The sequence below is a fragment of the Streptomyces sp. NPDC051310 genome (assembly GCF_044455245.1).
Classification (GTDB): Bacteria; Actinomycetota; Actinomycetes; order Streptomycetales; family Streptomycetaceae; genus Streptomyces.
In genome coordinates this window covers 256,688-279,426 of sequence record NZ_JBITEO010000007.1, presented here as the reverse complement: position 1 = coordinate 279,426, position 22,739 = coordinate 256,688, and the positions used below count along the sequence as shown (strand labels likewise).

The window sequence follows — 22,739 nt, the reverse complement described above, 5'->3', positions numbered from 1 at the left end:
GTGAGCCCTCGATGAGCGCTTTGTGAAGGAAAACTCATCTATGGCATGCGATACCCCATACCGCGCACCGTCTCCAGCCGCTGCGCGCCCAGCTTCTTGCGCAGGTTCCGTACGTACACGTCCACGATGTTCGAGCCGGGATCGAAGTCGTACCCCCACACGTGCGACAGGATCTGCTCCCGCGACAGCACCTGCCCCGGGTGGCGCAGGAACAGTTCCAGCAGCACGAACTCACGGGCCGTCAGGTCCACGGTGCGCTCCTGCGAACGCGCCCGGCGTGTGCGCAGGTCGAGGCTGAGGTCGCCGCTGCGCAGCACCGTCACCTCCGGCGCGCGGGCGGCGGTGCGCAGCCGCAGCCGTACCCGGGCCAGCAGCTCCTCGAAGCGGAACGGCTTGGTCATCCAGTCGTCGGCGCCGCCCTCCAGGCCGGCGACCGTGTCCCCGACCGAGTCCCGCGCCGTCAGCACGATGACGGGCAGCGTCACCCGCGCCTCACGCAGCTCGCGCAGGACGGTGAAGCCGTCCCGGCCGGGTAGTCCGATGTCCAGCACCATCAGGTCGAAACCGCCGGTGACGCCGTAGTCGAGGGCGGTGTCGCCGTCGGCGGCCACCGTGGTGGTGAAGCCGTTGGCGCGCAGCCCCTTCTCGACGAAGGCGGCGATCCGCTCCTCGTCCTCGGCGATCAGAATCCGGTTCACCGCTCGTCGCCCTCCTCCAGTACGAGTACGAAAGTGGCCCCGCCGCCCTCGGTGCGGCGCAGCTCGACGCGGCCGCGGTGGCCCTCGGCGATGGCCTTCACGATGGACAGCCCGAGCCCGGCCCCGCCGCCGGACCGGGTGCCGCGCCGGGCCGTGCCTCGCCGGAACCGTTCGAAGATCACGGTGGCGTCCTCGACCTGCACACCCGGCCCGGTGTCCGCGACGTACAGCTCGATCCGGTCGTCGAGGTCGCGCGAGCCGATCCCTATCCGCTGGCCGGGCACGGTGTGCTGGACGGCGTTCTGCGCGAGCTGCACCATCGCCTGGGTGATGCGCTGCGCGTCCAGCTCGGCCTCGCGGTCGGCGACGCCGTCGAGGACCCACGCGCGCTCGCCGAGCGCCCGGGCCTTCACGAACACGTCGGCGGTCAGCTCCCCGAGCTGGACCGGCTCGGGCCGGACGAAGTCGGGGCGTTCGGCCTTCGCCAGCAGCAGCAGGTCCTCGACGATCCGGCTCATCCGGTCCAGCTCGTCGGTGACCAGGCGGATCGTCTCCCGCTGCTCGGCGGGGTCGTCGCCCATCAGCTCCAGGTGCCCCCGCACGATGGTGATGGGGGTGCGCAGTTCGTGTCCGGCGTCGTCGACGAACTGCCGCTGCGCGGCGAACGCCCGCTCCAGGCGGTCCAGCATGGCGTTGAACGTCTCCGCGAGCAGGGCGATGTCGTCGCGGCCCCGCACGGGGATGCGGCGGGTCAGGTCCTGCTCCGTGAGCTGCGCGGCCGCCCGGCGGACCAGTCGTACGGGGGCGAGGATCCGGCCCGCGACCGCCCAGCCGATGCCGGTCGTCATCAGCAGCGCGACGCCCGAGATGGCGAGCTGGGTGCGGAACGCCTCGGCGGCGATGGCCTGCTCGTGCCCGGCGTGGAACGCGACGACGAAAGCACCCGGCGCCGCTTCGCCCGCCGGGTCGATGGGCACCTTGGCCCAGCGGACCTGGCCCTGCGGGCGCTCCATCGTGCCGGAGGACGCGCCGGCGGCGAAGATCCGGGCGAGCGCCTCCCGGTCGCGGTGGAGCGCGCTCGCCTCCGCGATGTCGCGCGGCTGGCGCAGCACGTCCGGCCTGCCGTCCGCGCCCGCGGTCAGGCCCAGCAGCTCCTCGTCGGGATCGGAGTACTGGCGCTGCAGGAACACCTGGAGCAGGCGGCGCGGTTCGGTGAACGGGGCGCCGGTCCGCGGGTCCACGCCCTGGTCGACGAAGTTGGCGAACTCCCGCGTCTCCTGCGTCAGCAGCTGGCTGATCCGGTGGTCCACGTCCCGCAGCAGGATCGACCGGGTGGTCATGGCGACGGCGGCGAGCGCCACGGCCATCACGAGCAGCAGCCAGAGCAGGATCCGTACGCGGGCGGAGATGCGGCGGTCAGTTCTCGTCAACGGCGTCGTCACCGAAGTCGTCATCGTCGTCGTCCCCGCCGGCGGCGGGCGGTCCGGGCACGACCGCGTCGGTCGGCGTCCCGGCGGGCCCGGCACCGGGCCCCGGCCCCGGGGCGGCCGGTCCGCCGGGACGCGGGCCGGCCGGGGCGGGACCGGGCGGGTGCACGGCGGCGGGCGGCACCGCGGACGGTGAGGAGCTGCCGGGCACCGGGGTCCCGGGGGCCGTGCTCCCCGGCGAGGTCGCCGCGGGGGACGCACTGCCGCCGCCGGCATCCGTGCCCGGGCTCCCGCTCGAGCCGCCCGGCCGGGGCGTGGCGCCCAGCTCCACCTCGGGCGGCACCTTGGGCGCCTCGGGCGTCTCGGTCAGCAGGTAACTCGTCGCCGCGATGCCGAGCGGGATGGCGACGACCGCGGCGAGCGTCGCCATGCGAAGGGTGAAGGCCATGGCCCCATCCTGGGTGCCGGCCGGCCCGCCCCGAATGAGGACAGGATGAAGGCTTCTTCATGAACCGCTGCACGAACCGGCGGGCCCGGACCCCCCGTCGGAGCCCTACGCGTCGAGGCCGATGGCGAAGGCCGCCTCGAGGTCGTGCTGGGAGTACGTGCGGAACGCGACGTGCGTGTCGGTCGCCTCCACGCCCGGGATCTTGCTGATCCGGCCGGGGATGACGTCCGCCAGGTCGTCGTGCTTGGCCACCCGCACCATGGCGATCAGGTCGTAGGTCCCGGTGACGGAGAAGACCTCGCTCACGCTGTCGAGCGCGGCGATGGACTCCGCGATCTCCGGGATGCGGTCCACGCTGGTCTTGATGAGCACGATCGCGGTGATCACGGCTGTCCTTCTCCCTCGGGGCCCGCTGTTCGGGCCTTCACTCTAGCCCCCCGTCCGAACCGTACCCAGGCGTAGACGAAGCCCAGGGCGAAGCCCACCAGGTGCGCGAGGTACGCCACCCCCGGACCGCTGCCGGCGCCCCGGGCCGCCAGCCACTGCAGCACGAACCAGAAGATCAGCACGATCCAGGCCGGGAACCGCAGCGGCAGGAAGAACAGGAACGGGTAGAGGCTGGTCACCCGCGCCTGCGGGAAGAGGTACAGGAAGGCGCCGAGCACCCCCGAGATCGCCCCCGACCCCCCGACGAGCGTCTGGTCCGACTGCGCGTGCGCGGCGGCGTACCCGACCAGGGCCAGGTAGCCGCAGCCGGTGTAGAAGAGGCCGAACCCGAGGTGCCCGAGCCGCTCCTCCGCCATCGCGCCGAAGACGTACAGGAAGAGCATGTTGCCCAGCAGGTGCAGCCAACTGCCGTGGACGAACAGGGCCGTCAGCGGGGACGGCAGCGCGTCCGGGGCGCCCGTCAGCAGCTCCGCGGGGATCACGCCCCACCGCCGGAAGTAGGCGGTCTGCGCCGCGAGCAGCGCGTCGCCCGTGCCGTGCCCCCGGTTCAGGCCGGACACCGGACTGATCAGGAAGACCAGACAACACGCTCCGATCACGCCGTACGTCACCACAGGTCCGCGCAGTACCGGTCCCCGACGATCGATCATGGACAGATCATGACGTAAAGGGAGGGAGCCGGACAGGGTGCCTCGCCGCGCCACAGGGGTACCCGTGAGGCCGTAGGGTTACGGGCAGTACATCCGCAGTTCGACGGCGCACCGCGGTTCACCCGGCACGACGGACCAGGAAAGAGGACGGCACGATGACGACGGTTCCCCTGCCGACCGCGACGACCCGCTGGCGCTGCACGCTCTGCGGCAATCTGACGCGCTTCGACGTGACCCGGTCGTCGAAGGTCGTCGAGTACGTCCACCTGGACCTCGCCGGTGAGCCGAAGGTCGAGGAGCGCGAGGTGGTCAGTGAGACCATCGAGTCGGTCCGCTGCCGCTGGTGCAACGCCGTGGACCGGATCGAGCTGGTGGACAGGCCGGGCGCCGGCTCCTGAGGGGCGGCCCCGGCAGGCATGTACGACGGGTAGTGGGGTGACGATCGTGGAGCAGCCCGCCAGCGGCGCCGAACCGGCCGGCGCGGCCGGTGACGCCGCCGAGGCGCTCGACCGCCCCATGCCCGAAGGAGTGCGGCGCCGGGTCGTCGCCCTGGTGGCGGACGCCTTCGGCGGCCTGACCGTCGCGGAACTCCCCGCCCCTTTGCGGCAGTACGCCCGCTTCACCCCGTCGCGCCGGGCCAAGTTCGCGGGCAACGCCATGGCCGCCGCCCTCGAGGGCGACCCGGTCTTCCGGCAGCGCATCGGGGAGCGGTTCAAGGAGGCCCAGCCCGAGCTGGCCGGGGCCGTGGAGGCCGGGTCCCCGCCGGCAGCCGCCGACCCCGTGGACGTCGCCGCGGCCGCCTACGTGCTGCGCCCGGCCGGCTGGGCCAAGCTGGTCGCCGCGGCCGGCGAGGAGGCCCTGCGCGCGGACGCCGAGCGCGCCGACGAGGAAGGCCGGCGGGAGCTGGAGCGGCTGCGCGGCGAGCTCGCCGAGGCCCGCGCCCAGACCCGGGCCGAGACCGAGCGGCTGCGCGGGGAGCTGGACGCGGCCCGCAAGGAAGCCGAATCGCTTCAGCGCAAGCTGCGCAGTGCGCAGAGCGACGTCAAGCGCGGCGAGGCGGCGCTGCGCCGCACCCAGGCCGAGATCGACGGCATCCGGGCCGAGGCGGCCGCCCAGGTCTCCGCCGCCGAGAGCGAGACGCGCCGGCTCAAGGCGCGGCTCGGCGAGACCGAGGCCGCCCTGGAGGCCAGCCGCCGGGCCGCCCGGGAGGGGCGCTCGGTGGAGGACATGCGTCTGCGGCTGCTCCTGGACACCGTCCTGGAGTCGGCGCAGGGGCTGCGCCGCGAACTGGCGCTGCCCCCCGTCTCCGTCCACCCGGCGGACACCGTCGACGCCGTCGAACCGGGCCGGATGTCGCCGAAGGACATCGCGGCGCGCGCCCTGTCGGAGACGGACCCCGCGCTGCTCGACCAGTTGCTCGCGCTGCCGCAGGCGCACCTGGTCGTGGACGGCTACAACGTCACCAAGACCGGCTATCCGACCATGCCGCTGGAGAAGCAGCGGCTGCGGCTCCTGGGCGGGCTGTCGGGGCTGGCCGCCCGCACGGGCGCGGAGGTGACGTGCGTCTTCGACGGCGCCGAGCTGGCCGCCCCGGTGCTGCTGGCGCCGCCGCGCGGGGTGCGGGTGCTGTTCTCCAAGCCCGGCGTGACCGCGGACGAGCTCATCCGCCAGCTCGTCCGGGCCGAGCCGCCGGGCCGGCCGGTGGTCGTGGTCTCCACCGACCGCGAGGTCGCCGACGGCGTGGCCAAGTCCGGCGCGCGGCCGGTCGCGTCCGCCTTGTTGCTGAAGCGGCTTTCGCGGCTCTCGTAACCCCTGGGACTTTTGCCCGGTTTGGTCGCACCGCCGTCGAACCCAACGTCAACTCCTCATGACGCAGCGTGGGATGCGTGTAAAGAATGTGGCTCCCGAGCGAGATTTTGCACATGAGGATTTGAACTGATCACAACATGGTCACTAGGGTCTGCTCGAACCTTCGCGCAGTTGATCGTTCATCCGGAGCGACAGCGAAGGAACCGCCCCACCGTCACAACGGAGCACATTCCGGACGGCCGGGCGGCTCTCGAAGGAGAAGGAGCTCGCCTCCGTGGCGTCCCACCGTCGTCCCAAGCCGCCGAGCCGCGCCCGCGTGACCGTGCTCACCGCGACCGCCGCCGCTGCCGTCGCCCTGTCCTCCCAGACCGCTCAGGCAGACCCCAAGCCGAGCAAGAGCGAGGTCAAGGCCAAGGTCGACAAGCTCCACCACGAGGCCGAGGAGGCCACGGAGCAGTACAACCTGGCCGAGGAGCAGCGCGAGAAGCTCCAGAAGGAGATCGGCGCCCTCCAGGACAAGGTCGCCCGCGGCCAGGAGGAGCTCAACACCCTCCGGGACAGCATCGGTTCGGTCGCCAGCGCCCAGTACCGCTCCGGCGGCATGGACCCGTCCCTCCAGCTCTTCCTCTCCTCCGACCCGGACAGCTACCTCGACAAGGCGTCCGTGGTCGACCAGTTGAGCACCAAGCAGGCCGAGGTCCTGGAGACCATCCAGAGCAAGCAGCGCACCCTCGCCCAGGAGCGCGCCGAGGCCACCGCGAAACTCGCCGACCTCGAGGACGTCCGCAAGACGCTGGGCGAGAAGAAGAAGGCCTTCCAGGGCAAGCTCGCCGAGGCGCAGAAGCTCCTCAACACGCTCACCGCGGAAGAGCGCGCCAAGATGCAGGAGGAGGAGCAGCGGGCCAGCCGCGCCGCTGGCGACCGCGTCGACCTCGGCAACGAGGTCCCCGCCTCCCAGCGCGGCGCCGCCGCTCTCGCCGCCGCCGACACCCAGGTCGGCAAGCCGTACGTCTCCGGCGCCGAGGGCCCCAACTCCTACGACTGCTCGGGTCTGACGCAGTGGGCCTACCGCCAGGCCGGCGTGAGCCTCACCCGCACCACCTACACCCAGCAGAACGACGGCGTGAAGATCGGCCGCAGCCAGCTCAAGCCCGGCGACCTCGTCTTCTTCAACGGCCTGTCCCACGTGGGCCTGTACGCGGGCAACAACACGGTCCTGCACGCCCCGAAGCCGGGGGCGTACGTCCGGTACGAGTCGATGGACTGGCTGGGCACGTTCCAGTTCGGCGTCCGCATCTGACGCGCCCGCCACACTCCCCTGTTCGGGGGAATCGCAACACTCCGCGTTGACGCTCCGCCCCGCCGGTGACCTTGTGGTCTCCGGCGGGGCGGCGCTGTTCGAGGGCGTTTCGAGCCCCGCGGGGCCTTTGGCCCGTGCGTAGCCGTCCGGCTACTGTCTGGCGCGCACCGCAACACCACTGTGAACCACTGCGGCCTGCGTCCACCTGCGTACAGCTGAAGGGAGCGCGGTTCGTGGCGTCCCATCGCCGGTCCTCGCCGTCGGGCCTCTCCGATCTCACCCGGAGTGCGACGGTCACCGTCCTGTCCGCCGCCGCGGTCACCGCCGCGGCCCTGGGCGCGGCCCCCGCGGGCGCCGCCCCCGGCGCCCCCGCCGAGCCCGGCCGGAGCGAGACCGCCCGGGCCGAGGTCGACCGGCTCTACGCGGAGGCGGAGAAGGCCACCGAGCGCTACAACGAGGCCGACGAGCGGACCGACGCCCTGCGCGAGCAGGTGGACCGGACGCAGGACAGCGTGGCGCGCGGCCAGGAGCGCATCAACCGCATGCGCGGCGCGCTCGGCACCGTGGCGGGCGCGCAGTACCGCTCCGGCGGCATGGACCCGGCCCTCGCGCTGCTGCTGTCCGCCGACCCCGACACGTACCTCGACAGGGCCGCCACCCTGCACCGGGTCAGCGAGCGCCAGGCCGGCGCCCTCGTGGAACTGCGGCGCGCCCAGCGGCTGCTGGGCCAGCAGCGGGCCGAGGCCGGCCGGCAGCTCGCCGAACTGGAGCGCAGCCGGGCCGTCGTGGCACGCCACAAGCGGATCGTCGAGCGCAAGCTCGCCGAGGCCCGCGCGCTGCTGAACGCCCTGCCCGCCGAGGAGCGCGAGGACTTCGATCGCGCCTCGCGCTCCGGGCGCGACAGCCTGCCCCCGCTGCTCGGCGAGGCCGCATCATCCGAGCGGGCGGCCGCCGCCGTCCGCGCGGCCCGCTCGGCCGTCGGGCGCCCCTACGTCTGGGGCGCCAACGGCCCGGACGGCTTCGACTGCTCGGGCCTGATGCAGTGGTCCTACGCCCAGGCGGGCGTCAGCCTGCCGCGCACCTCGCAGGCCCAGCGCAACGCGGGCCGGCACGTACCGCTGTCCGAGGCGCGCCCCGGGGACCTGGTGACGTACCGCTCCGACGCCAGCCACGTGGGGATGTACATGGGCAACGGCCAGGTCGTCCACGCGCCCTACCCCGGTGCGCCCGTGCGGTACGACCCCGTCGGCATGATGCCCGTCTCGGCGGTCACGCGGGTCTGAGTTCAGGCCGTACGATCGGGAGAATGGCGGTCCGGAGGCGTGCGGTGGCGGTGGCGCTCGGCCTGCTGCTGTTCGCCGGCCCGGGAGCGGCCGGCTGCGCGGTCCGGGAGGACGCGGCGCCCGGCGGCGCGCTGCGGGCAGCGGTGGACCGGCGGGCCGCCGAGCTGCGGGACCGCGACCTCGCCGGGGTACCGCTGGGCTCCTGGTCGTACCGGATCACCCAGGTGCGGCGGGACGGCGGGCGGGCCACCGTCCGCGCCGAACTCGGCTACCGCGTGGCCGGCTACGACAGCGGCCCGGTCACCGGTGAGCGAACCCTGGAGCTCGCCGAGCGCGACGGCCACTGGCACGTGACGTCCGACCGTCCCGCGCCGGGCGCCCCCCAGCAGCTGTGGGACCAGGGTGAGGTGGACGCCGTCCGCGGCGCCCGGAGCCTGGTGCTGGGGGCCGGGCAGGACCCGGCGCGGCTGCGGGCCGTCGCCGCGGCCGCGGACCGTGCGGTGCCCGCCGTGTCGGACGCCTGGCCGGAGCGGTGGGCGCGGCGCGTGGTGGTGGTCGTGCCGCCGTCGCTGGAGGCGATGGGCGCGCTGCTGGGGGCTCCGGCGGCGGGGTACCGGGGCGTCGCGGCCGTCACGACCGGCGAGACCGGGGGCGGGCCGGACGCGCCCGCGGACCGCGTGATCGTCAACCCCGAGGCGTATCCGGTGCTGGGCGAGTTCGGCCAGGACATGGTCCTCACCCACGAGACGACGCACGTGGCGACCCGGGCGCACACCTCGGCGGCGACCCCGATGTGGCTTTCGGAGGGCTTCGCCGACTGGGTGGCCTACCGGGGGTCGGGCCGCACCCCGGCGCAGGCGGCGCCCGAGCTGCGCGAGGCGGTCCGGGCGGGCGGCCCGCCGGCGGGGCTGCCGTCCGACGAGGACTTCGCGTTCTCCGGCGACCCGGCCGCGCTCGCCCGCGCGTACGAGGGCGGCTGGCTGGCCTGCGCGCTGATCGCCGACCGCTGGGGCGAGGCGGAGCTGCGGGCCTTCTACCGGGCGGTGGGTGCGCACGGCACGCGCGACGGCGCGGTGGAGAAGGCCCTGCACGACGTCCTCGGCACCACCCCGGACGCCTTCACGGCCCAGTGGCGCGGCTACCTCCGAGGCCGGCTGGGCTGACCCGCCCCGCGGCGCCGGGCGGGTCAGGAGGTGAGGACCCGGTCGCGGGTGCTCTGCGCCGGGACCCCCGCGGTCTCCCGCTCCCGCAGGCGCGGCTCGGTCACCGTCTGGCGCCACAGCACCCGGCAGGCGGTCAGGGTGGCCGCGACCAGCAGCCCGTTGCGCACCAGCAGCAGGAGCAGGCCCAGCGGGTCGCTGTCCGCCACGTGCGAGAACCAGATCGGGAACTCCAGCAGCGTCACGCCCGTCGCCGCCAGCACCAGCCGCACCGCCCCGCGCATCCGGCTCATGGGGTGGACGAGGCACACCGCCGCCAGGCCGACCAGCCAGAGCATGTACTGGGGGCTGATCACCCGGCTCGTGGTGGTGAACAGCAGCACCGCCACGAACGCCGCGTCGGGCAGCGTCGTCCTGCCGAAGGCCCGCGCCCGCACCCGCCACACCAGCAGCCAGCCGAACGCCCCCAGCGTCAGCGCCATGGCAGCGGTCGACACCACCGGGACGTACGGCCCCAGGAACTCCACCGAGCCGTAGTTGAGCGTCGCCCGCCCCTGCCAGCCGAAGTGCCGGGCCACGTGGAAGACCAGCGCGCCCAGGGACTCGATCTCCGTGCCGCGGTCCCGCTGGAAGGTCAGGAACGCCAGCGCGCCGGGCATCGCCGCCATGCAGAGCAGCAGCACCCCGGCGCCCGTGACCCCCGCGGTGGTCCACGACCGCAGGGTGGCCCGGCCGCGCGGGGTGCCCGCGAGCAGCAGGACCGGCCAGACCTTCAGCATCGCGCCGAAACCGGCCAGCGCGCCGAGGATCCGCGGGTGGCGGACCCCGGCGAGCAGCGCGGCGACGGCGACGGCGGTGACCATCAGGTCGTAGCGGGCGTACGCGGTGGGCCCGAGCAGCGGGACGCCCGCCACCCACACCCAGGCGCCCGACATGCACTTGCCGGGGCGGCGCCCCGCGTACACGAGCAGGCCGAAGGCGGCCGCGTCGCACGCGAAGGCGAGGAGGAAGAAGGCGGGGCCGTAGTCGAGGAAGGGCAGCAGGCCGGGCGCGAGTATGGCCAGCGCCGCGGCCGGCGGGTACTGCCACGTCACGTCGTCCAGCGGGTACGTACCGGCACGGAGCACCTCGTACCAGCCGCGGTATATCTGGTCGATGTCCGTGGTGACGTTCGGACCCGGCAGCACGAGCACCCTGAAGACCAGCAGCAGCAGGAGGGCTCTGGTCAGGAGCCATATGGGGATGGGGCCCTTCATACCTACCTCTGCCTCTTGCCTCTGTGTCGTCCGGTGGGGGGCGGGACTGCGCGTGAGCGGTGGAGCGGGGCCGTTCGGTACTGTCGGCAGCGATGCACAAGACCTTGATCGTAACCAACGACTTTCCGCCCAGACCCGGTGGAATTCAGGCGTTTCTGCACAACATGGCGCTCAGGCTCGATCCCGAACGTCTCGTCGTGTACGCCTCGACGTGGAAAAGGGGCCGTGAGGGCGCCGAGGCGACCGCCCGGTTCGACGCGGAACAGCCGTTCAAGGTTGTCCGGGACCGGACGACGATGCTGTTGCCCACACCGCGCGTGACCGCGCGGGCGGTCGGGCTGCTGCGGGAGCACGACTGCGCGTCGGTGTGGTTCGGGGCGGCCGCGCCGCTCGGGCTGATGGCCCCCGCGCTGCGGAAGGCCGGCGCCCGGCGGATCGTCGCCACCACGCACGGCCACGAGGCGGGGTGGGCGCAGCTGCCGGGCTCGCGGCAGCTGCTGCGGCGCATCGGCGAGGGCACGGACACGATCACCTACCTCGGCGAGTACACCCGCTCGCGCATCGCGGCGGCGCTGACACCGGAGGCGGCCGGGCGCATGGTGCAGCTGCCGCCGGGCGTCGACGAGAAGACGTTCCACCCCGGGTCCGGGGGTGACGCGGTCCGTGAGCGGCTGGGCCTGGCGGACCGGCCGGTCGTCGTCTGCGTCTCGCGCCTGGTCCCGCGCAAGGGCCAGGACACCCTCATCCGGGCCATGCCCGCGATCCTGGCGCAGGTGCCCGACGCGGTCCTGCTGATCGTCGGCGGCGGGCCCTACGAGCCGGACCTGCGCCGGCTGGCCGCGCAGACCGGCGTGGCCGGATCGGTCCGCTTCACCGGCGCGGTGCCCTGGGAGGAGCTCCCCGCCCACTACGGCGCCGGCGACGTCTTCGCGATGCCCTGCCGGACCCGTCGGGGCGGCCTGGACGTCGAAGGCCTCGGGATCGTCTACCTGGAGGCCTCCGCCACGGGGCTGCCCGTCGTCGCCGGCGACTCCGGCGGCGCGCCGGACGCCGTCCTGGACGGCGAGACGGGCTGGGTCGTGCGCGGCGGCTCCCCGGCCGACTGCGCCGACCGCATCGTCACGCTCCTGCGGGACCCCGAGCTCCGCCGCCGCATGGGGGAGCGGGGCCGCGCCTGGGTCGAGGAGCGGTGGCGCTGGGACCTGCTGGCGACACGGCTCCAGGCCCTGCTCTGACGGCGGGCCCCCGGCGGAGGCCCGCCCGCTCGGGGCGCGGCGGAATTGTGGCGCGCGGCCCCTGGGCGGAAGCGCGGAATCCGCCCATGCTCCGCCCATGACACCAAAACTGACGCGCCGTCACCTCCTGGGGCTCGGCGCACTCCAGACCGCCGCCGCCCTCGGCCTCACCCGGATCGGCAGGGCCACCGCCGCCGGGGCGGCCCGCTCCGACCACAGCCCCGCCCTCGTCATCGGCTCCGGTTACGGCGGGGCCGTCGCCGCGCTCCGGCTCGGCGAGGCCGGCATCCGCACGACCGTCCTCGAAATGGGCGCCCTCTGGAAGACCCCGGGCTCCGACGGCCGCGTCTTCTGCTCCACCGGCGCGCCCGACCACCGCTCCATGTGGTTCCGCACCCGCACCGAGGCGCCGCTCGCCACCTTCCTGTGGCTGGACGTCGTCAACAAGGACATCGGCCTGTACCCCGGCGTCCTCGACCGGGTGCGGTTCACCGACATGTCCGTGTACGTCGGGCGGGGCGTGGGCGGCGGTTCCCTCGTCAACGGCGGCATGGCCGTCACCCCGCACCGCGGGTACTTCACCGAGGTGCTCCCCGGCGTCGACGCCGCCGAGATGTACGGCACCTACTTCCCCCGCGCCCGCGCCATGCTGGGCGTCAACACCATCGACCCGGCCTGGTTCGAGACCACCGAGTGGTACCGGTACAGCCGCGTCTCGCGGAAGCACGCGGCCAACACCGGTCTGCGGACCACGTTCGTGCCGAACGTGTACGACTTCGCGTACATGCGGCGGGAAGCGGAGGGCAGCGCCGCCAGGTCCGCGCTCGGCGGCGAGGTCATCTACGGCAACAACCACGGCAAGCGCAGCCTCGACCGCACCTACCTCGCCGCCGCCCTCGGCACCGGCAACGTCACCATCGAGACGCTCCACCGGGCCAGGGCCGTACGGCGGGAGCCCGACGGCCGGTACGTCGTCACCGCCGACCGCATCGACCTCGGCGGGAAGGTGGTCGCCACCCGGGAGTTCGGCTGCGACCGGCTCTTCCTGGGCGCCGGCAGCCTCGGCACCACCGAGCTGCTGCTGCGGGCCCGCGAGACCGGCGCCCTGCCCGGGCTGAGCCCTCACATCGGCACGGGCTGGGGCCCCAACGGCAACGTCATGACGGGGCGCGCCAACCACCTGTGGGACACCGTCGGGGCCCACCAGTCCACCATGCCCGTGCTGGGCATCGACGACCGCGACAACCCGGACAACCCCGTCTTCGCGGAGATCGCCCCGCTGCCGACCGGGCTGGAGCACTGGGTGAGCCTCTATCTGGCGATCACCAGGAACCCGGAGCGCGGGAGCTTCACGTACGACCCGGTCACGGACGCGGCGCAGCTGCACTGGAGCAGGGCGCAGAGCCAGGTCTCCACCGCCTCCGCCAAGAAGCTCTTCGACCGCCTCAACGCCCGCAACGCCACCGTCTACCGGTACGACCTCTTCGGGGGCAACAGGCCCTTCGCCGACGACTTCACCTACCACCCGCTCGGCGGGTGCGTCCTGGGCAGGGCGACCGACGACCACGGGCGGGTCAGAGGGGCTCCCGGCGTCTACGTGACCGACGGAGCCCTCGTACCGGGCTCCATCGGGGTCAATCCGTTCGTGACGATCACGGCCCTGGCCGAGCGGACCATGGACCGTGCCGTCGCGGACGCTCAGGCGCGGTAGATCGCCTCGATCTCGTCCGCGAAGTCCTTGGCCACCACATTGCGCTTCAGCTTCAGCGACGGCGTGATGTGACCGGCCTCCTCCGTGAACTGGGAGCCCAGGATGCGGAACTTCCGCACCGATTCCGCCTTCGAGACCGCCGCGTTGCCGTCGTCCACGGCCCGCTGGACCTCGGCGAGCAGCTCCGGGTCCTCGCGCAGCGCCGCCGCCGTCGCCCCGGCCGGCTTGCCGTGCTCCGCGGCCCAGCGGCCCAGGAACTCCTCGTCGAGAGTGATCAGCGCGCCCACGAACGGCCGCCCGTCACCGACCACCATGCACTCCGCGACCAGCGCGTGCCCGCGGATGCGGTCCTCGATCACCGCGGGGGCGACGTTCTTGCCGCCCGCGGTGACCAGGATCTCCTTCTTCCGGCCCGTGATGGCCAGGTAGCCGTCCTCGTCCAGGGTGCCGATGTCGCCGGTGTGGAACCAGCCGTCGGCCAGCGCGTCGGCGGTCGCCGACTCGTTCTTCCAGTAGCCGGAGAAGACGTGCTCGCCGTGGACCAGCACCTCGCCGTCGTCGGCGATGCGGACCACCGAGCCCGGCAGCGGCTGCCCGACCGTGCCGATCTTGGGCCGGTCGTACGGGTTGAAGGCGGTCGCCGCGCACGTCTCCGTCAGGCCGTAGCCCTCCAGGACGGTGAGGCCGATGCCGCGGTAGAAGTGACCGAGCCGCTCGCCCAGCGGCGCGCCGCCCGAGACGGCCGCCTGGCAGCGCCCGCCCAGGACCGCCCGGAGCTTGCCGTAGACCAGCTTGTCGAAGACGAAGTGCTTCACCTTCAGGCCCAGCGACGGGCCCTCGGAGGTGGAGGTGGCGCGGCTGTACTCGATGGCCGTCTGCGCGGCCTTGTCGAAGATCTTGCCCTTGCCCTCGGCCTGCGCCTTGGCGCGCGCCGCGTTGTACACCTTCTCGAAGACCCGGGGCACGCCCAGGATCAGCGTCGGCTTGAAGGCGGCGAGCTCGTCGGTGAGCTCCTTGATGTCCGGTACGCAGCCGAGGCGGATCGGCGCCAGGACCGAGCCGACCTCGATGAGCCGCCCGAAGACGTGCGCGGCCGGGAGGAAGAGCAGCGCGGAGCACTCGCCGGTGCGGAACAGCGGCTTCAGGCGCTCCACGACGTTGCCGCACTCGGCGAAGAAGTTGCGGTGGGTCAGGACGCAGCCCTTGGGCCGGCCCGTGGTGCCCGAGGTGTAGACGATCGTGGCGATGTCGTCGGCCTTGGCGACCGACATCGCCTCGTCGACGGCCTCGTCGGAGACGCCCGCCCCCGCGGCGGTCAGCTCGTCGACGGCGCCCTCGTCCAGGCGCCAGACGTGCCGGAGCTCCGGCAGGTTCCCCCGCACCGACTCCACCGCCGCCGCGTGCGCCGCGGTCTCCACGATCACCGCGACCGCGCCCGAGTCGCCCAGGATCCACTGCACCTGCTCGGCGGAGCTGGTCTCGTACACCGGCACGGTCACCGCGCCGGCGCTCCAGATCGCGAAGTCGATCTGCACCCACTCGTAGCGGGTGCGGGAGAGCAGGGCGACCCGGTCACCGGGGCGCACGCCGCCGGCGATCAGGCCCTTGGCGGCGGCCCGCACCTGGGCGAGGAACTGGGCGGCGGTGACGTCCGTCCAGGCGCCGGCGACCTTGCGGCCCATCACGGCGACATCTGGGTGCTGAGCGGCATTGCGGCGGATGAGATCCGTCAGGTTGCCGTCCGTGGGGACCTCGTACAGGGCCGGAAGGCTGAACTCGCGCAAAACTGCTGCTCCTCATCGGGCGCCGGCGCCACGGCTCTGTGTGATGCACCGGTTGCGGTCCAAGATCGGGCAGGTGCTCGGTGGGGGTGAGCACGACCGGACTGCCCGGACGTTACCCACCAGTACTCGGTTCCCGATAGGGGCCCTGGCCAGATGTTCCCTGCGTCACACGTGTGTGGCGGTGCTTCGCGCACAGTAGTCCACACAGGTGACGAGGTGAAAGTAACCGCAGGTCCGGCCCCCTTGCGACGGCATAGGGTGGGGTGCCATGCGAGTTCATGTGGTCAGTGACGTGCACGGGAACGCCGAGGACCTGGCGAAGGCCGGGGAGGGCGCCGACGCCCTGATATGCCTCGGTGACCTGGTGCTCTTCCTCGACTACCACGACCACTCCCGCGGCATCTTCCCCGAGCTCTTCGGCGTCCGGAACGCCGACCGCCTCGTCGAGCTGCGCACCGCCCGCCGCTTCGACGAGGCCCGGGAGCTGGGCCGCCGGCTCTGGGCGCAGCTCGACGTCGACCGCGAGAGCGCCATCGAGGCGGCGGTGCGCCGCCAGTACGCCGCCCTGTTCGCCGCCTTCCCGGTGCCGACGTACGCCACGTACGGCAACGTCGACATGCCCGGCCTCTGGCACGAGTACGCCCGCCCCGGGACCACCGTCCTGGACGGTCAGCGCGTCGAGATCGGCGGCCGCGTCTTCGGCTTCGTCGGCGGCGGACTGCGCACCCCCATGCGCACGCCGTACGAGATCTCCGACGAGGAGTACGCGGCGAAGGTCGAGGCGCTCGGCGATGTCGACGTGCTGTGCTCCCACATCCCGCCGGAGGTACCGGAGCTCACCTACGACACGGTGGCGCGGCGCTTCGAGCGCGGCAGCCGGGCCCTGCTCGCCGCGATCCGCCGCACACGGCCGCGCTACGCCCTCTTCGGCCACGTCCACCAGCCGCTCGCGCAGCGCATGCGGGTGGGCCCCACGGAGTGCGTGAACGTCGGCCATTTCGCGTCCACCGGAAGGCCCTGGGCCCTGGAATGGTGAGCCGCGGCCACGCGATAACCTTCCCACCTCAGACTCACCAGAGGAGCCACAGCGATGGCGGAACACACCAGCTCGAGCATTGAGATCGAGGCGGCGCCGGCCGACGTCATGGGCGTGATCGCCGACTTCGCGCGCTACCCCGAGTGGACGGGCGAGGTGAAGGAGGCCGAGGTCCTGTCGACGGACGCGGCGGGACGCGCCGAGAAGGTCCGCCTGGTGCTGGACGCCGGAGCGATCAAGGACGACCACACCCTGTCGTACACCTGGACCGGCGGCCACGAGGTCAGCTGGACCCTGGTGAAGTCCCAGATGCTCCGCGCCCTCGACGGCACGTACCGCCTGGAGCCGCTCGCGGGCGGCAGCCGCACCGAGGTCACCTACCAGCTGACCGTGGACGTCAAGATCCCGATGCTCGGCATGATCAAGCGCAAGGCGGAGAAGGTCATCATCGACCGCGCCCTGGCCGGCCTGAAGAAGCGCGTCGAATCCCCGACCGCGAAGCCCTGACCGCAGCCCGCCGGCCCGGGGCGAAGGCCCCGGAACCGGGGTGACCGGTAGCGTGTCGCAGCATGCGCACCCTCCTCGTCACCGGGCCCGGCGGCGCCGGACGCTCGACCGTCGCCGCCGCCTCCGCCCTCGCCGGGACCCGGCAGGGGCAGCGGACCCTGCTGGTCACCGGTGACCCGGCCGACCGGTTCGCCCCCGGTGACGGCGGACCCGTCGTCCGCCGCCTCGACTCCGGCGCGTACTTCCGCGCCGAGCTCCTCGCCTTCCAGGAGCGCGCCGCCGCCGCCCTCGGCCTGCTCGGCGCCGCGCCGTTCGCCGAGGAGGAGCTGACCGAACTCCCCGGCAGCGACCGGTTCGCGCTGCTGCGCGCCCTGCGGGACGCGGCCGCCGGCGACTGGGACCTCGTCGTCGTCGACCTGCCGCCCGTGCCCGACGCCATCGCCGTCCTCGCCCTGCCCGAGCACCTGCGCCGCTACCTGCGCCGCATGCTGCCGCCCGAACGGCAGGCCGCCCGCGCGCTGCGGCCGATGCTCGCCCAGCTCGCCGGCGTCCCGATGCCCGCCGAGTGGCTCTACGAGACCGCCGCCCGCTGGGACGCCGAACTCGCCAACGTCCAGGCCCTGGTCGAGGCCCCGACGACGTCCGTCCGGCTGGTCGTCGAGCCGGGGCCGGCCGCCGCCGACGCCCTGCGCACCGCCCGCACGGGGCTCGCCCTGCACGGCCTCGCGCTCGACCCGGTCGTCGCCAACCGGCTGCTGCCCACCGCCTCGCCGGACCCCTGGCTCTCCGGCCTCGCCGCCCAGCAACAGGACCACCTCAAGGCGCTGGGCGAGGTGCAGGAGCTGCCGCACCTCGGCCGCGACCCCCGTACCGCCGACGACCTCGCCCTGCTGGAGCTGCCGGCCGCGCCGCCGGCCCCGGCACCGGAGTGGCCCGTCGAGGACCGCCGCGACCCCGACGGCGTCCTGGTCTGGCGCATCCCCCTGCCCGGCGCCGCCAAGCCCGACCTGGGGCTGGTCCGCCGCGGCGACGAACTGGTCCTCACCGTCGGGCCGTTCCGGCGGATCGTGCCCCTGCCCTCCGTCCTGCGCCGCTGCACCGTCTCGGGCGCGGGACTGGCGGACGGCGTGCTGAGCGTCCGGTTCGCACCCGACCCGGATTTGTGGCCCCGCACGCGGTAACGTCGGGGGTGACCGAGCCACGCAGCCGCAGGAGTACGCCATGAGCGATGCCACCCAGCATCCGGACGCCGACGCCTGGGCGAGGGCCTGCGCCGAGGACCTGGACGCCGAGCGGGCCCGCCGCCGCGGCCCCGCCGGACCGCCGCCCGGCGCCGCCGCCGAGGAGCTGCGCAAGCTCGTCGACGCGGTCGCCGACAAGGTCGCCTCGCTGCGCACGCCGCTGCTCGGCGCGGGCGCCCAGAACGCCGTGCAGCACCTCGTCGACCAGGCGAAATCCGCCGTCGAGCCGGTCATCGAGCGCAATCCCCAGGTCTTCGACCACCTCGCCGCGGCCGGCAGCGAGTTGCTCGCCGCCTACCGTTCCGCCGTCGAGGGCCACGAGCGCCGCTGGACCCGGGGGCCGGACACCCCGCCCGCGCCGCCCTCCGGGAAGCGGGACGAGGACGGCCCCGGCCCGAGCGAGCACATCGACCTGGACTGACAGGTCCCCGCCCGCCCTCGGGTACGGTTGGCCGTAGCGGGGCTCGACCGAAAACTGAGGGACACATGGGACTCACCATCGGCGTCGACATCGGCGGCACGAAGATCGCGGCCGGAGTGGTCGACGAAGAGGGCACGATCCTCGACATCCACAAGGTGCCCACCCCGCCGACCGCCGACGGCATCGTCGACGCGATCTGCGCCGCCGTCGCCGAGGCCGGCAAGGGCCATGAGATCGAGGCGGTCGGCATCGGCGCCGCCGGGTACGTCGACGACAAGCGCGCCACCGTCCTGTTCGCGCCGAACATCCACTGGCGGCACGAGCCGCTGAAGGACAAGGTCGAGCAGCGGACCGGACTCCCGGTCGTCGTGGAGAACGACGCGAACGCCGCCGCCTGGGGCGAGTACCGCTTCGGCGCCGGCCAGGGCCACGACGACGTCATCTGCATCACCCTCGGCACGGGCCTCGGCGGCGGCATCATCATCGGCAACAAGCTGCGCCGCGGCCGCTTCGGCGTGGCCGCCGAGTTCGGCCACATCCGGGTGGTGCCGGACGGCCTGCTGTGCGGCTGCGGCAGCCAGGGCTGCTGGGAGCAGTACGCCTCCGGCCGGGCCCTCGTGCGGTACGCCAAGCAGCGTGCCAACGCCACGCCGGAGAACGCCACGATCCTGCTGAGCCTCGGCGACGGCACCCCCGACGGCATCGAGGGCAAGCACATCAGCGACGCCGCCCGGCAGGGCTGCCCCGTCGCCGTCGACTCCTTCCGCGAGCTGGCCCGCTGGGCCGGCGCCGGTCTGGCCGACCTCGCCTCGCTGTTCGACCCCTCCGCGTTCATCGTCGGCGGCGGCGTGTCGGACGAGGGCGAACTGGTCCTCGGGCCGATCCGCAAGTCGTTCCGCCGCTGGCTGGTGGGCGGCCAGTACCGCCCGCACGCCCAGGTGCTCGCCGCCCAGCTGGGCGGCAAGGCCGGACTCGTCGGCGCGGCGGACCTGGCCCGCCAGGGCTGAGCCCCACGCCCGTCCGACGGTGCCCGCCGCGTCCTCTCCCGGATGCGGCGGGCACCGTCCTATCGTCTTGGCATGACGCTCGACGACCTCCCCGACTCCCGTACCGAGCCGGACGGTTCGGCCGTGGTGCGGGTCCTCTCCTACAACATCCGGTCGATGCGCGACGACGAGGACGCCCTGGCCCGCGTGATCCGCGCGTGCCGGCCCGACCTGGTCTTCGTCCAGGAGGCGCCCCGCTTCTTCCGGTGGCGCAAGCACGCGGCGCGGCTCGCGGCGAAGAGCGAGCTGGTGGTGCTGAGCGGCGGCGCGACCGCGGCGGGACCGCTGCTGCTGTGTTCGCTGAGAGCGACCGTCGAACGCACGGAGGACGTCCTGCTGCCGCTGACGCCCGGCCTGCACCGCCGCGGCTTCGCGACGGCGGTGGTCCGGATCGGCGGCGCCCGCATCGGCCTGGTCAGCTGCCACCTCAGCCTCCGGTCCGACGAGCGGTACGCCCAGGCCGGCATGCTCCTCGACCGGCTGGCCGCGCTGGACGTGCCGCACGCGATCGCGGCGGGCGACATCAACGAACGGCCCGCCGGCCCGTCCTTCCGCCGCCTCGCGGCCGAGCTGCAGGACTGCTGGGCGGTACGGCCCTGGGGAGGCGAGCACACCTGGGCCCCCGGTGACCCGTACCAGCGGATCGACGCGGTCTTCGCGACGAAGGGCATCGAGGTCCTGGGCTGCGGGGTCCCGCAGGGCCTGCCGGGCCTGGCGGACGCCGACCTCCGCGCGGCCACGGACCACCTCCCGGTCCTGGCGGCCCTCAGGGTCCCCCCGCTCTGACCCCGTCCGTCCCGGGGCCCCACCGGCCCCCGTCCCCTTCCGGTCCGTGACCCATGGCCTCGCCCCGACCGACCGCCGACACCGACCGGGGCGCCCCGGAGGAGAACCGGGGCCCTACACCACAGCCCCGCGGCCGGGGTCGTCGTCCTCCTCCTCGTCGCCGTGGCGCATCCGGGCGACCAGGGTGAGGAAGCCGCCGACGAAGCCGCCGACGCAGAGGGTGGTGAGCCACCAGGTCATGTCCCACTGGAGCAGGACGGCGAACAGCATCAGCACCGGACCGCCGACCACGCCGAGCCAGGCGAACTTGGCGGCCGTGTCGGCTTCCGGCAGCGGCGGCGGCTCCGGCGGGACGAAGTGGCCCTCGTCGGTGTCGTCGGTGTCGTCGTCCTTCGGCTCGGCGAGCCCGTAGTCGCGCGGGCCGGCGCCTCCGACGCCGGGTGCGAAGACCACGGAGCTGCCCAGCGGCCGGTCGGGGGCCGTGTCGCTCATGCCGCTCGCCTTGGGGTCCTCGTTGACGTCGTCCTCCAGCAGGGCGAGGTCCTCGACCGACTTGAAGGGCTTGATGCCCGGCGGGTCGGCCGGCTCCTCGCCGTACGCGGCGACGATCGCCGCCCAGGCCGCCTCCTCGTCGAACGGCTGCTCGTCCCGCTTGTCCGAGTCGTGCTGCTCAGCCACCGGTGGTGCTCCCTCCCCGGGCCTCCGGCATGGGGGACCCCGTGTTGCCGACAGTCGGAGCGAGCCGGCTGATGAACGCGTGACTCTCTTCGAAGATCCGCTCCGCGTCATGGTCCAACGTCGCGACGTGGTAGCTCTGTTCCAGGAGGACTTCCCGGACGTCCACCGACGAGATGCGGCTCAGGATGCGGGCCGAGTCGGCGGGCGGCACCACGTGGTCCTGCGGGCTGTGCAGCAGCAGGACCGGCTGGGTGACCTGGGGCAGCTCGCCGTCGACCATCCGCAGCAGCTGCCGCAGGGAGTGCGCGGCGTGCAGCGGCACCCGCTCGTACCCGAGCTCCGCCGAGCCGTCCTTGGCTATGTCGCTCGTGATGCCGGGCTGCGACGGGATGAGATGGCGTACGACCGGCAGGGCGTGGGCGGCGATGCCGTGCACCTTGTTCGCCGGGTTGACGAGGACGATGCCCTGGACCGCGTCACCGTGCTTGGCGGCCAGGCGCAGGGTGAGCGCCCCGCCCATGGAGAGCCCGAAGACGAAGACCCGGCTGCAGCGGGCCTGCAGCGCGCGCAGCTCCCGGTCGACCTCCGCGTACCAGTCCTGCCAGGTCGTGAGCTGCATGTCCTGCCAGCGGGTGCCGTGCCCGGGCAGCAGGGGCAGCGACACCGTCAGGCCGCGCTCGGCCAGGTACTCGGCCCACGGCCGCAGGGACTGCGGCGAGCCGGTGAAACCGTGGCAGAGCAGCACGCCGACCTCGCCGCCCTCGTGGCGGTACGGCTCGGCTCCGGGGAGGACCGGCACGGGGGTCTCCTGTTCGGTGATCGGTGGGTCTCGGGGAAGGTGTACTTCACCGTACGCGACCGGGCTGACACCGACCAGGGTCGTTGCCCCACCGGGGAACCTCCGGTTCTCCCCCGGGAGCGGGGCGGGCGGGCCGGCGGCGGCCCGTGGGCGCGGAGCACAGCCGCCGCACGGGTTATGGTCTGATCGACGGAACACAGGAGAGGCACTCGAAACTTGATCTACGGCGCAATGAAGTTCTCCATCGGAGGGTCGCTGAAGCTCGCCTTCCGGCCCTGGGTGGAGGGCCTCGAGAACATTCCCGCCGAGGGGCCGGCGATCCTCGCGAGCAATCACCTCTCCTTCTCGGACTCCTTCTTCCTGCCGGCGGTCCTGGATCGCAAGGTGACCTTCATCGCCAAGGCCGAGTACTTCACCTCGCCGGGCCTGAAGGGCCGGCTCACGGCCGCGTTCTTCAAGGGCGTGGGGCAGCTCCCGGTGGACCGTTCGGGTGCGCGGGGCGCGGGCGAGGCGGCCATCCGCAGCGGTATCGAGGTCATCGAGCGGGGCGAGCTGTTCGGCATCTACCCGGAGGGCACCCGCTCGCCGGACGGCCGGCTCTACCGCGGCAAGCCGGGTGGCCTGGCGCGCGTGGCGCTGGCCACGGGCGCGCCCGTCATCCCGGTCGCCATGATCGACACCGAGAAGATCCAGCCGCCCGGCAAGGTCGTCCCCAAGCTGATGCGCCCGGGGATCCGGATCGGCAAGCCGCTGGACTTCAGCCGGTACCAGGGCATGGACGGCGACCGTTTCATCCTGCGCTCGGTCACCGACGAGGTGATGTACGAGATCATGAAGCTGTCGGGCCAGGAGTACGTCGACATCTACGCCACGGCGGCCAAGCGCCAGATCGCCGACGCGGAGAAGGCTGCCAAGGAAGCGGCCAAGGAAGCGGCGAAGGAAGCCGCCAAGGGGGCGGCGAAGGAGGCGGCGCAGGGCGAGCGGGAGCAGCCCGGCGCCTGAGCGCGCGGCACGTCC

General features: G+C 73.5%; 23 protein-coding genes. 14 read left to right on the top strand and 9 right to left on the bottom strand.

Annotated elements, in window-relative coordinates:
* Nucleotides 1-38: 38 nt before the first annotated feature.
* From ACIA79_RS13475 to ACIA79_RS13455, 5 genes are all read right to left on the bottom strand, one after another.
* Nucleotides 39-698: a response regulator transcription factor gene (locus ACIA79_RS13475; RefSeq protein WP_399428359.1), complete on the bottom strand. Its 660-nt coding sequence runs from the start codon at nt 696-698 to the stop codon at nt 39-41.
* On the bottom strand, nt 695-2,152 hold the full coding sequence (locus ACIA79_RS13470; protein ID WP_399428358.1) for a sensor histidine kinase: 1,458 nt from the start codon (nt 2,150-2,152) through the stop codon (nt 695-697). Before ACIA79_RS13470 ends, ACIA79_RS13475 begins: the two co-directional genes overlap by 4 nt.
* Nucleotides 2,115-2,573, bottom strand: coding sequence for a hypothetical protein (locus tag ACIA79_RS13465; protein WP_399428357.1), 459 nt, complete (start codon nt 2,571-2,573; stop codon nt 2,115-2,117). Before ACIA79_RS13465 ends, ACIA79_RS13470 begins: the two co-directional genes overlap by 38 nt.
* 105 nt (nt 2,574-2,678) lie before the next feature.
* Nucleotides 2,679-2,960, bottom strand: a complete 282-nt coding sequence (locus ACIA79_RS13460; RefSeq protein ID WP_031069742.1) for an Lrp/AsnC family transcriptional regulator — start codon at nt 2,958-2,960, stop codon at nt 2,679-2,681.
* Complete coding sequence (locus tag ACIA79_RS13455; RefSeq protein WP_399428356.1) at nt 2,957-3,670, bottom strand: rhomboid family intramembrane serine protease; 714 nt, start codon at nt 3,668-3,670, stop codon at nt 2,957-2,959. The genes ACIA79_RS13460 and ACIA79_RS13455 overlap by 4 nt, the downstream gene beginning before the upstream one ends.
* Before the next feature lie 155 nt (nt 3,671-3,825).
* Between ACIA79_RS13455 and ACIA79_RS13450 the strand changes: the two genes are divergently transcribed.
* The 5 genes from ACIA79_RS13450 to ACIA79_RS13430 all read left to right on the top strand — a co-directional run bounded on the left by ACIA79_RS13450 (nt 3,826) and on the right by ACIA79_RS13430 (nt 9,225).
* Nucleotides 3,826-4,068, top strand: coding sequence for a hypothetical protein (locus ACIA79_RS13450; RefSeq protein ID WP_399428355.1), 243 nt, complete (start codon nt 3,826-3,828; stop codon nt 4,066-4,068).
* A gap of 46 nt (nt 4,069-4,114) precedes the next feature.
* Nucleotides 4,115-5,479 (top strand): NYN domain-containing protein, encoded by a 1,365-nt coding sequence (locus ACIA79_RS13445; protein ID WP_399428354.1) that lies wholly within the window; start codon nt 4,115-4,117, stop codon nt 5,477-5,479.
* A 274-nt stretch (nt 5,480-5,753) separates the two neighbouring features.
* On the top strand, nt 5,754-6,779 hold the full coding sequence (locus ACIA79_RS13440; RefSeq protein WP_399428353.1) for an NlpC/P60 family protein: 1,026 nt from the start codon (nt 5,754-5,756) through the stop codon (nt 6,777-6,779).
* Nucleotides 6,780-7,012: 233 nt separating this feature from the next.
* Nucleotides 7,013-8,062 carry an NlpC/P60 family protein gene (locus tag ACIA79_RS13435; RefSeq protein ID WP_399428352.1) on the top strand — a complete coding sequence of 350 codons (1,050 nt, stop codon included), beginning with the start codon at nt 7,013-7,015 and terminating at the stop codon, nt 8,060-8,062.
* Nucleotides 8,063-8,085: 23 nt separating this feature from the next.
* Complete coding sequence (locus ACIA79_RS13430; protein WP_399428351.1) at nt 8,086-9,225, top strand: hypothetical protein; 1,140 nt, start codon at nt 8,086-8,088, stop codon at nt 9,223-9,225.
* A 23-nt stretch (nt 9,226-9,248) separates the two neighbouring features.
* On the opposite strand, the gene ACIA79_RS13425 is transcribed toward ACIA79_RS13430, so the two are convergent.
* Nucleotides 9,249-10,478 carry a glycosyltransferase 87 family protein gene (locus ACIA79_RS13425; RefSeq protein ID WP_399428350.1) on the bottom strand — a complete coding sequence of 410 codons (1,230 nt, stop codon included), beginning with the start codon at nt 10,476-10,478 and terminating at the stop codon, nt 9,249-9,251.
* 92 nt (nt 10,479-10,570) lie between these two features.
* Between ACIA79_RS13425 and ACIA79_RS13420 the strand changes: the two genes are divergently transcribed.
* Nucleotides 10,571-11,713 carry a glycosyltransferase family 4 protein gene (locus ACIA79_RS13420; RefSeq protein WP_399428349.1) on the top strand — a complete coding sequence of 381 codons (1,143 nt, stop codon included), beginning with the start codon at nt 10,571-10,573 and terminating at the stop codon, nt 11,711-11,713.
* A 97-nt stretch (nt 11,714-11,810) separates the two neighbouring features.
* Nucleotides 11,811-13,424, top strand: a complete 1,614-nt coding sequence (locus tag ACIA79_RS13415; protein WP_399428348.1) for a GMC oxidoreductase — start codon at nt 11,811-11,813, stop codon at nt 13,422-13,424.
* Here ACIA79_RS13415 and ACIA79_RS13410 read toward each other — a convergent pair.
* On the bottom strand, nt 13,412-15,208 hold the full coding sequence (locus tag ACIA79_RS13410) for an AMP-dependent synthetase/ligase (RefSeq protein WP_399428347.1): 1,797 nt from the start codon (nt 15,206-15,208) through the stop codon (nt 13,412-13,414). The two genes, ACIA79_RS13415 and ACIA79_RS13410, sit on opposite strands and share 13 nt — an antisense overlap.
* 268 nt (nt 15,209-15,476) lie before the next feature.
* Between ACIA79_RS13410 and ACIA79_RS13405 the strand changes: the two genes are divergently transcribed.
* The 6 genes from ACIA79_RS13405 to ACIA79_RS13380 all read left to right on the top strand — a co-directional run bounded on the left by ACIA79_RS13405 (nt 15,477) and on the right by ACIA79_RS13380 (nt 20,245).
* Nucleotides 15,477-16,244: a metallophosphoesterase gene (locus ACIA79_RS13405; RefSeq protein ID WP_399428346.1), complete on the top strand. Its 768-nt coding sequence runs from the start codon at nt 15,477-15,479 to the stop codon at nt 16,242-16,244.
* Between the two features lie 54 nt (nt 16,245-16,298).
* The gene (locus ACIA79_RS13400; RefSeq protein WP_399428345.1) at nt 16,299-16,751 is read left to right on the top strand and encodes an SRPBCC family protein; all 453 of its coding nucleotides are present in this window, start codon (nt 16,299-16,301) and stop codon (nt 16,749-16,751) included.
* 62 nt (nt 16,752-16,813) lie between these two features.
* Nucleotides 16,814-17,932 (top strand): ArsA family ATPase, encoded by a 1,119-nt coding sequence (locus ACIA79_RS13395; RefSeq protein ID WP_399428344.1) that lies wholly within the window; start codon nt 16,814-16,816, stop codon nt 17,930-17,932.
* A gap of 40 nt (nt 17,933-17,972) precedes the next feature.
* Nucleotides 17,973-18,413 carry a DUF5304 domain-containing protein gene (locus tag ACIA79_RS13390; RefSeq protein WP_399428343.1) on the top strand — a complete coding sequence of 147 codons (441 nt, stop codon included), beginning with the start codon at nt 17,973-17,975 and terminating at the stop codon, nt 18,411-18,413.
* A gap of 65 nt (nt 18,414-18,478) precedes the next feature.
* Nucleotides 18,479-19,420, top strand: coding sequence for an ROK family glucokinase (locus ACIA79_RS13385; RefSeq protein ID WP_399428342.1), 942 nt, complete (start codon nt 18,479-18,481; stop codon nt 19,418-19,420).
* 72 nt (nt 19,421-19,492) lie between these two features.
* Nucleotides 19,493-20,245, top strand: coding sequence for an endonuclease/exonuclease/phosphatase family protein (locus ACIA79_RS13380; protein ID WP_399428341.1), 753 nt, complete (start codon nt 19,493-19,495; stop codon nt 20,243-20,245).
* Between the two features lie 114 nt (nt 20,246-20,359).
* On the opposite strand, the gene ACIA79_RS13375 is transcribed toward ACIA79_RS13380, so the two are convergent.
* Entirely contained in the window at nt 20,360-20,923 is a 564-nt protein-coding gene (locus tag ACIA79_RS13375) for a hypothetical protein (RefSeq protein WP_399428340.1), read from the bottom strand.
* Nucleotides 20,916-21,722, bottom strand: a complete 807-nt coding sequence (locus ACIA79_RS13370) for an alpha/beta hydrolase (protein ID WP_399428339.1) — start codon at nt 21,720-21,722, stop codon at nt 20,916-20,918. Before ACIA79_RS13370 ends, ACIA79_RS13375 begins: the two co-directional genes overlap by 8 nt.
* A 216-nt stretch (nt 21,723-21,938) precedes the next feature.
* Between ACIA79_RS13370 and ACIA79_RS13365 the strand changes: the two genes are divergently transcribed.
* Nucleotides 21,939-22,724: a lysophospholipid acyltransferase family protein gene (locus ACIA79_RS13365; RefSeq protein WP_399428338.1), complete on the top strand. Its 786-nt coding sequence runs from the start codon at nt 21,939-21,941 to the stop codon at nt 22,722-22,724.
* Nucleotides 22,725-22,739 lie beyond the last annotated feature (15 nt).

Coding starts and splice junctions, on each gene's coding strand:
- ACIA79_RS13470 (WP_399428358.1), bottom strand. CDS start 2,152: ATGACGACTTCGGTGACGACGCCGTTGACGAGAACTGACCGCCGCATC.
- ACIA79_RS13465 (WP_399428357.1), bottom strand. CDS start 2,573: ATGGCCTTCACCCTTCGCATGGCGACGCTCGCCGCGGTCGTCGCCATC.
- ACIA79_RS13455 (WP_399428356.1), bottom strand. CDS start 3,670: ATGATCGATCGTCGGGGACCGGTACTGCGCGGACCTGTGGTGACGTAC.
- ACIA79_RS13450 (WP_399428355.1), top strand. CDS start 3,826: ATGACGACGGTTCCCCTGCCGACCGCGACGACCCGCTGGCGCTGCACG.
- ACIA79_RS13430 (WP_399428351.1), top strand. CDS start 8,086: ATGGCGGTCCGGAGGCGTGCGGTGGCGGTGGCGCTCGGCCTGCTGCTG.
- ACIA79_RS13425 (WP_399428350.1), bottom strand. CDS start 10,478: ATGAAGGGCCCCATCCCCATATGGCTCCTGACCAGAGCCCTCCTGCTG.
- ACIA79_RS13420 (WP_399428349.1), top strand. CDS start 10,571: ATGCACAAGACCTTGATCGTAACCAACGACTTTCCGCCCAGACCCGGT.
- ACIA79_RS13415 (WP_399428348.1), top strand. CDS start 11,811: ATGACACCAAAACTGACGCGCCGTCACCTCCTGGGGCTCGGCGCACTC.
- ACIA79_RS13405 (WP_399428346.1), top strand. CDS start 15,477: ATGCGAGTTCATGTGGTCAGTGACGTGCACGGGAACGCCGAGGACCTG.
- ACIA79_RS13400 (WP_399428345.1), top strand. CDS start 16,299: ATGGCGGAACACACCAGCTCGAGCATTGAGATCGAGGCGGCGCCGGCC.
- ACIA79_RS13395 (WP_399428344.1), top strand. CDS start 16,814: ATGCGCACCCTCCTCGTCACCGGGCCCGGCGGCGCCGGACGCTCGACC.
- ACIA79_RS13390 (WP_399428343.1), top strand. CDS start 17,973: ATGAGCGATGCCACCCAGCATCCGGACGCCGACGCCTGGGCGAGGGCC.
- ACIA79_RS13385 (WP_399428342.1), top strand. CDS start 18,479: ATGGGACTCACCATCGGCGTCGACATCGGCGGCACGAAGATCGCGGCC.
- ACIA79_RS13380 (WP_399428341.1), top strand. CDS start 19,493: ATGACGCTCGACGACCTCCCCGACTCCCGTACCGAGCCGGACGGTTCG.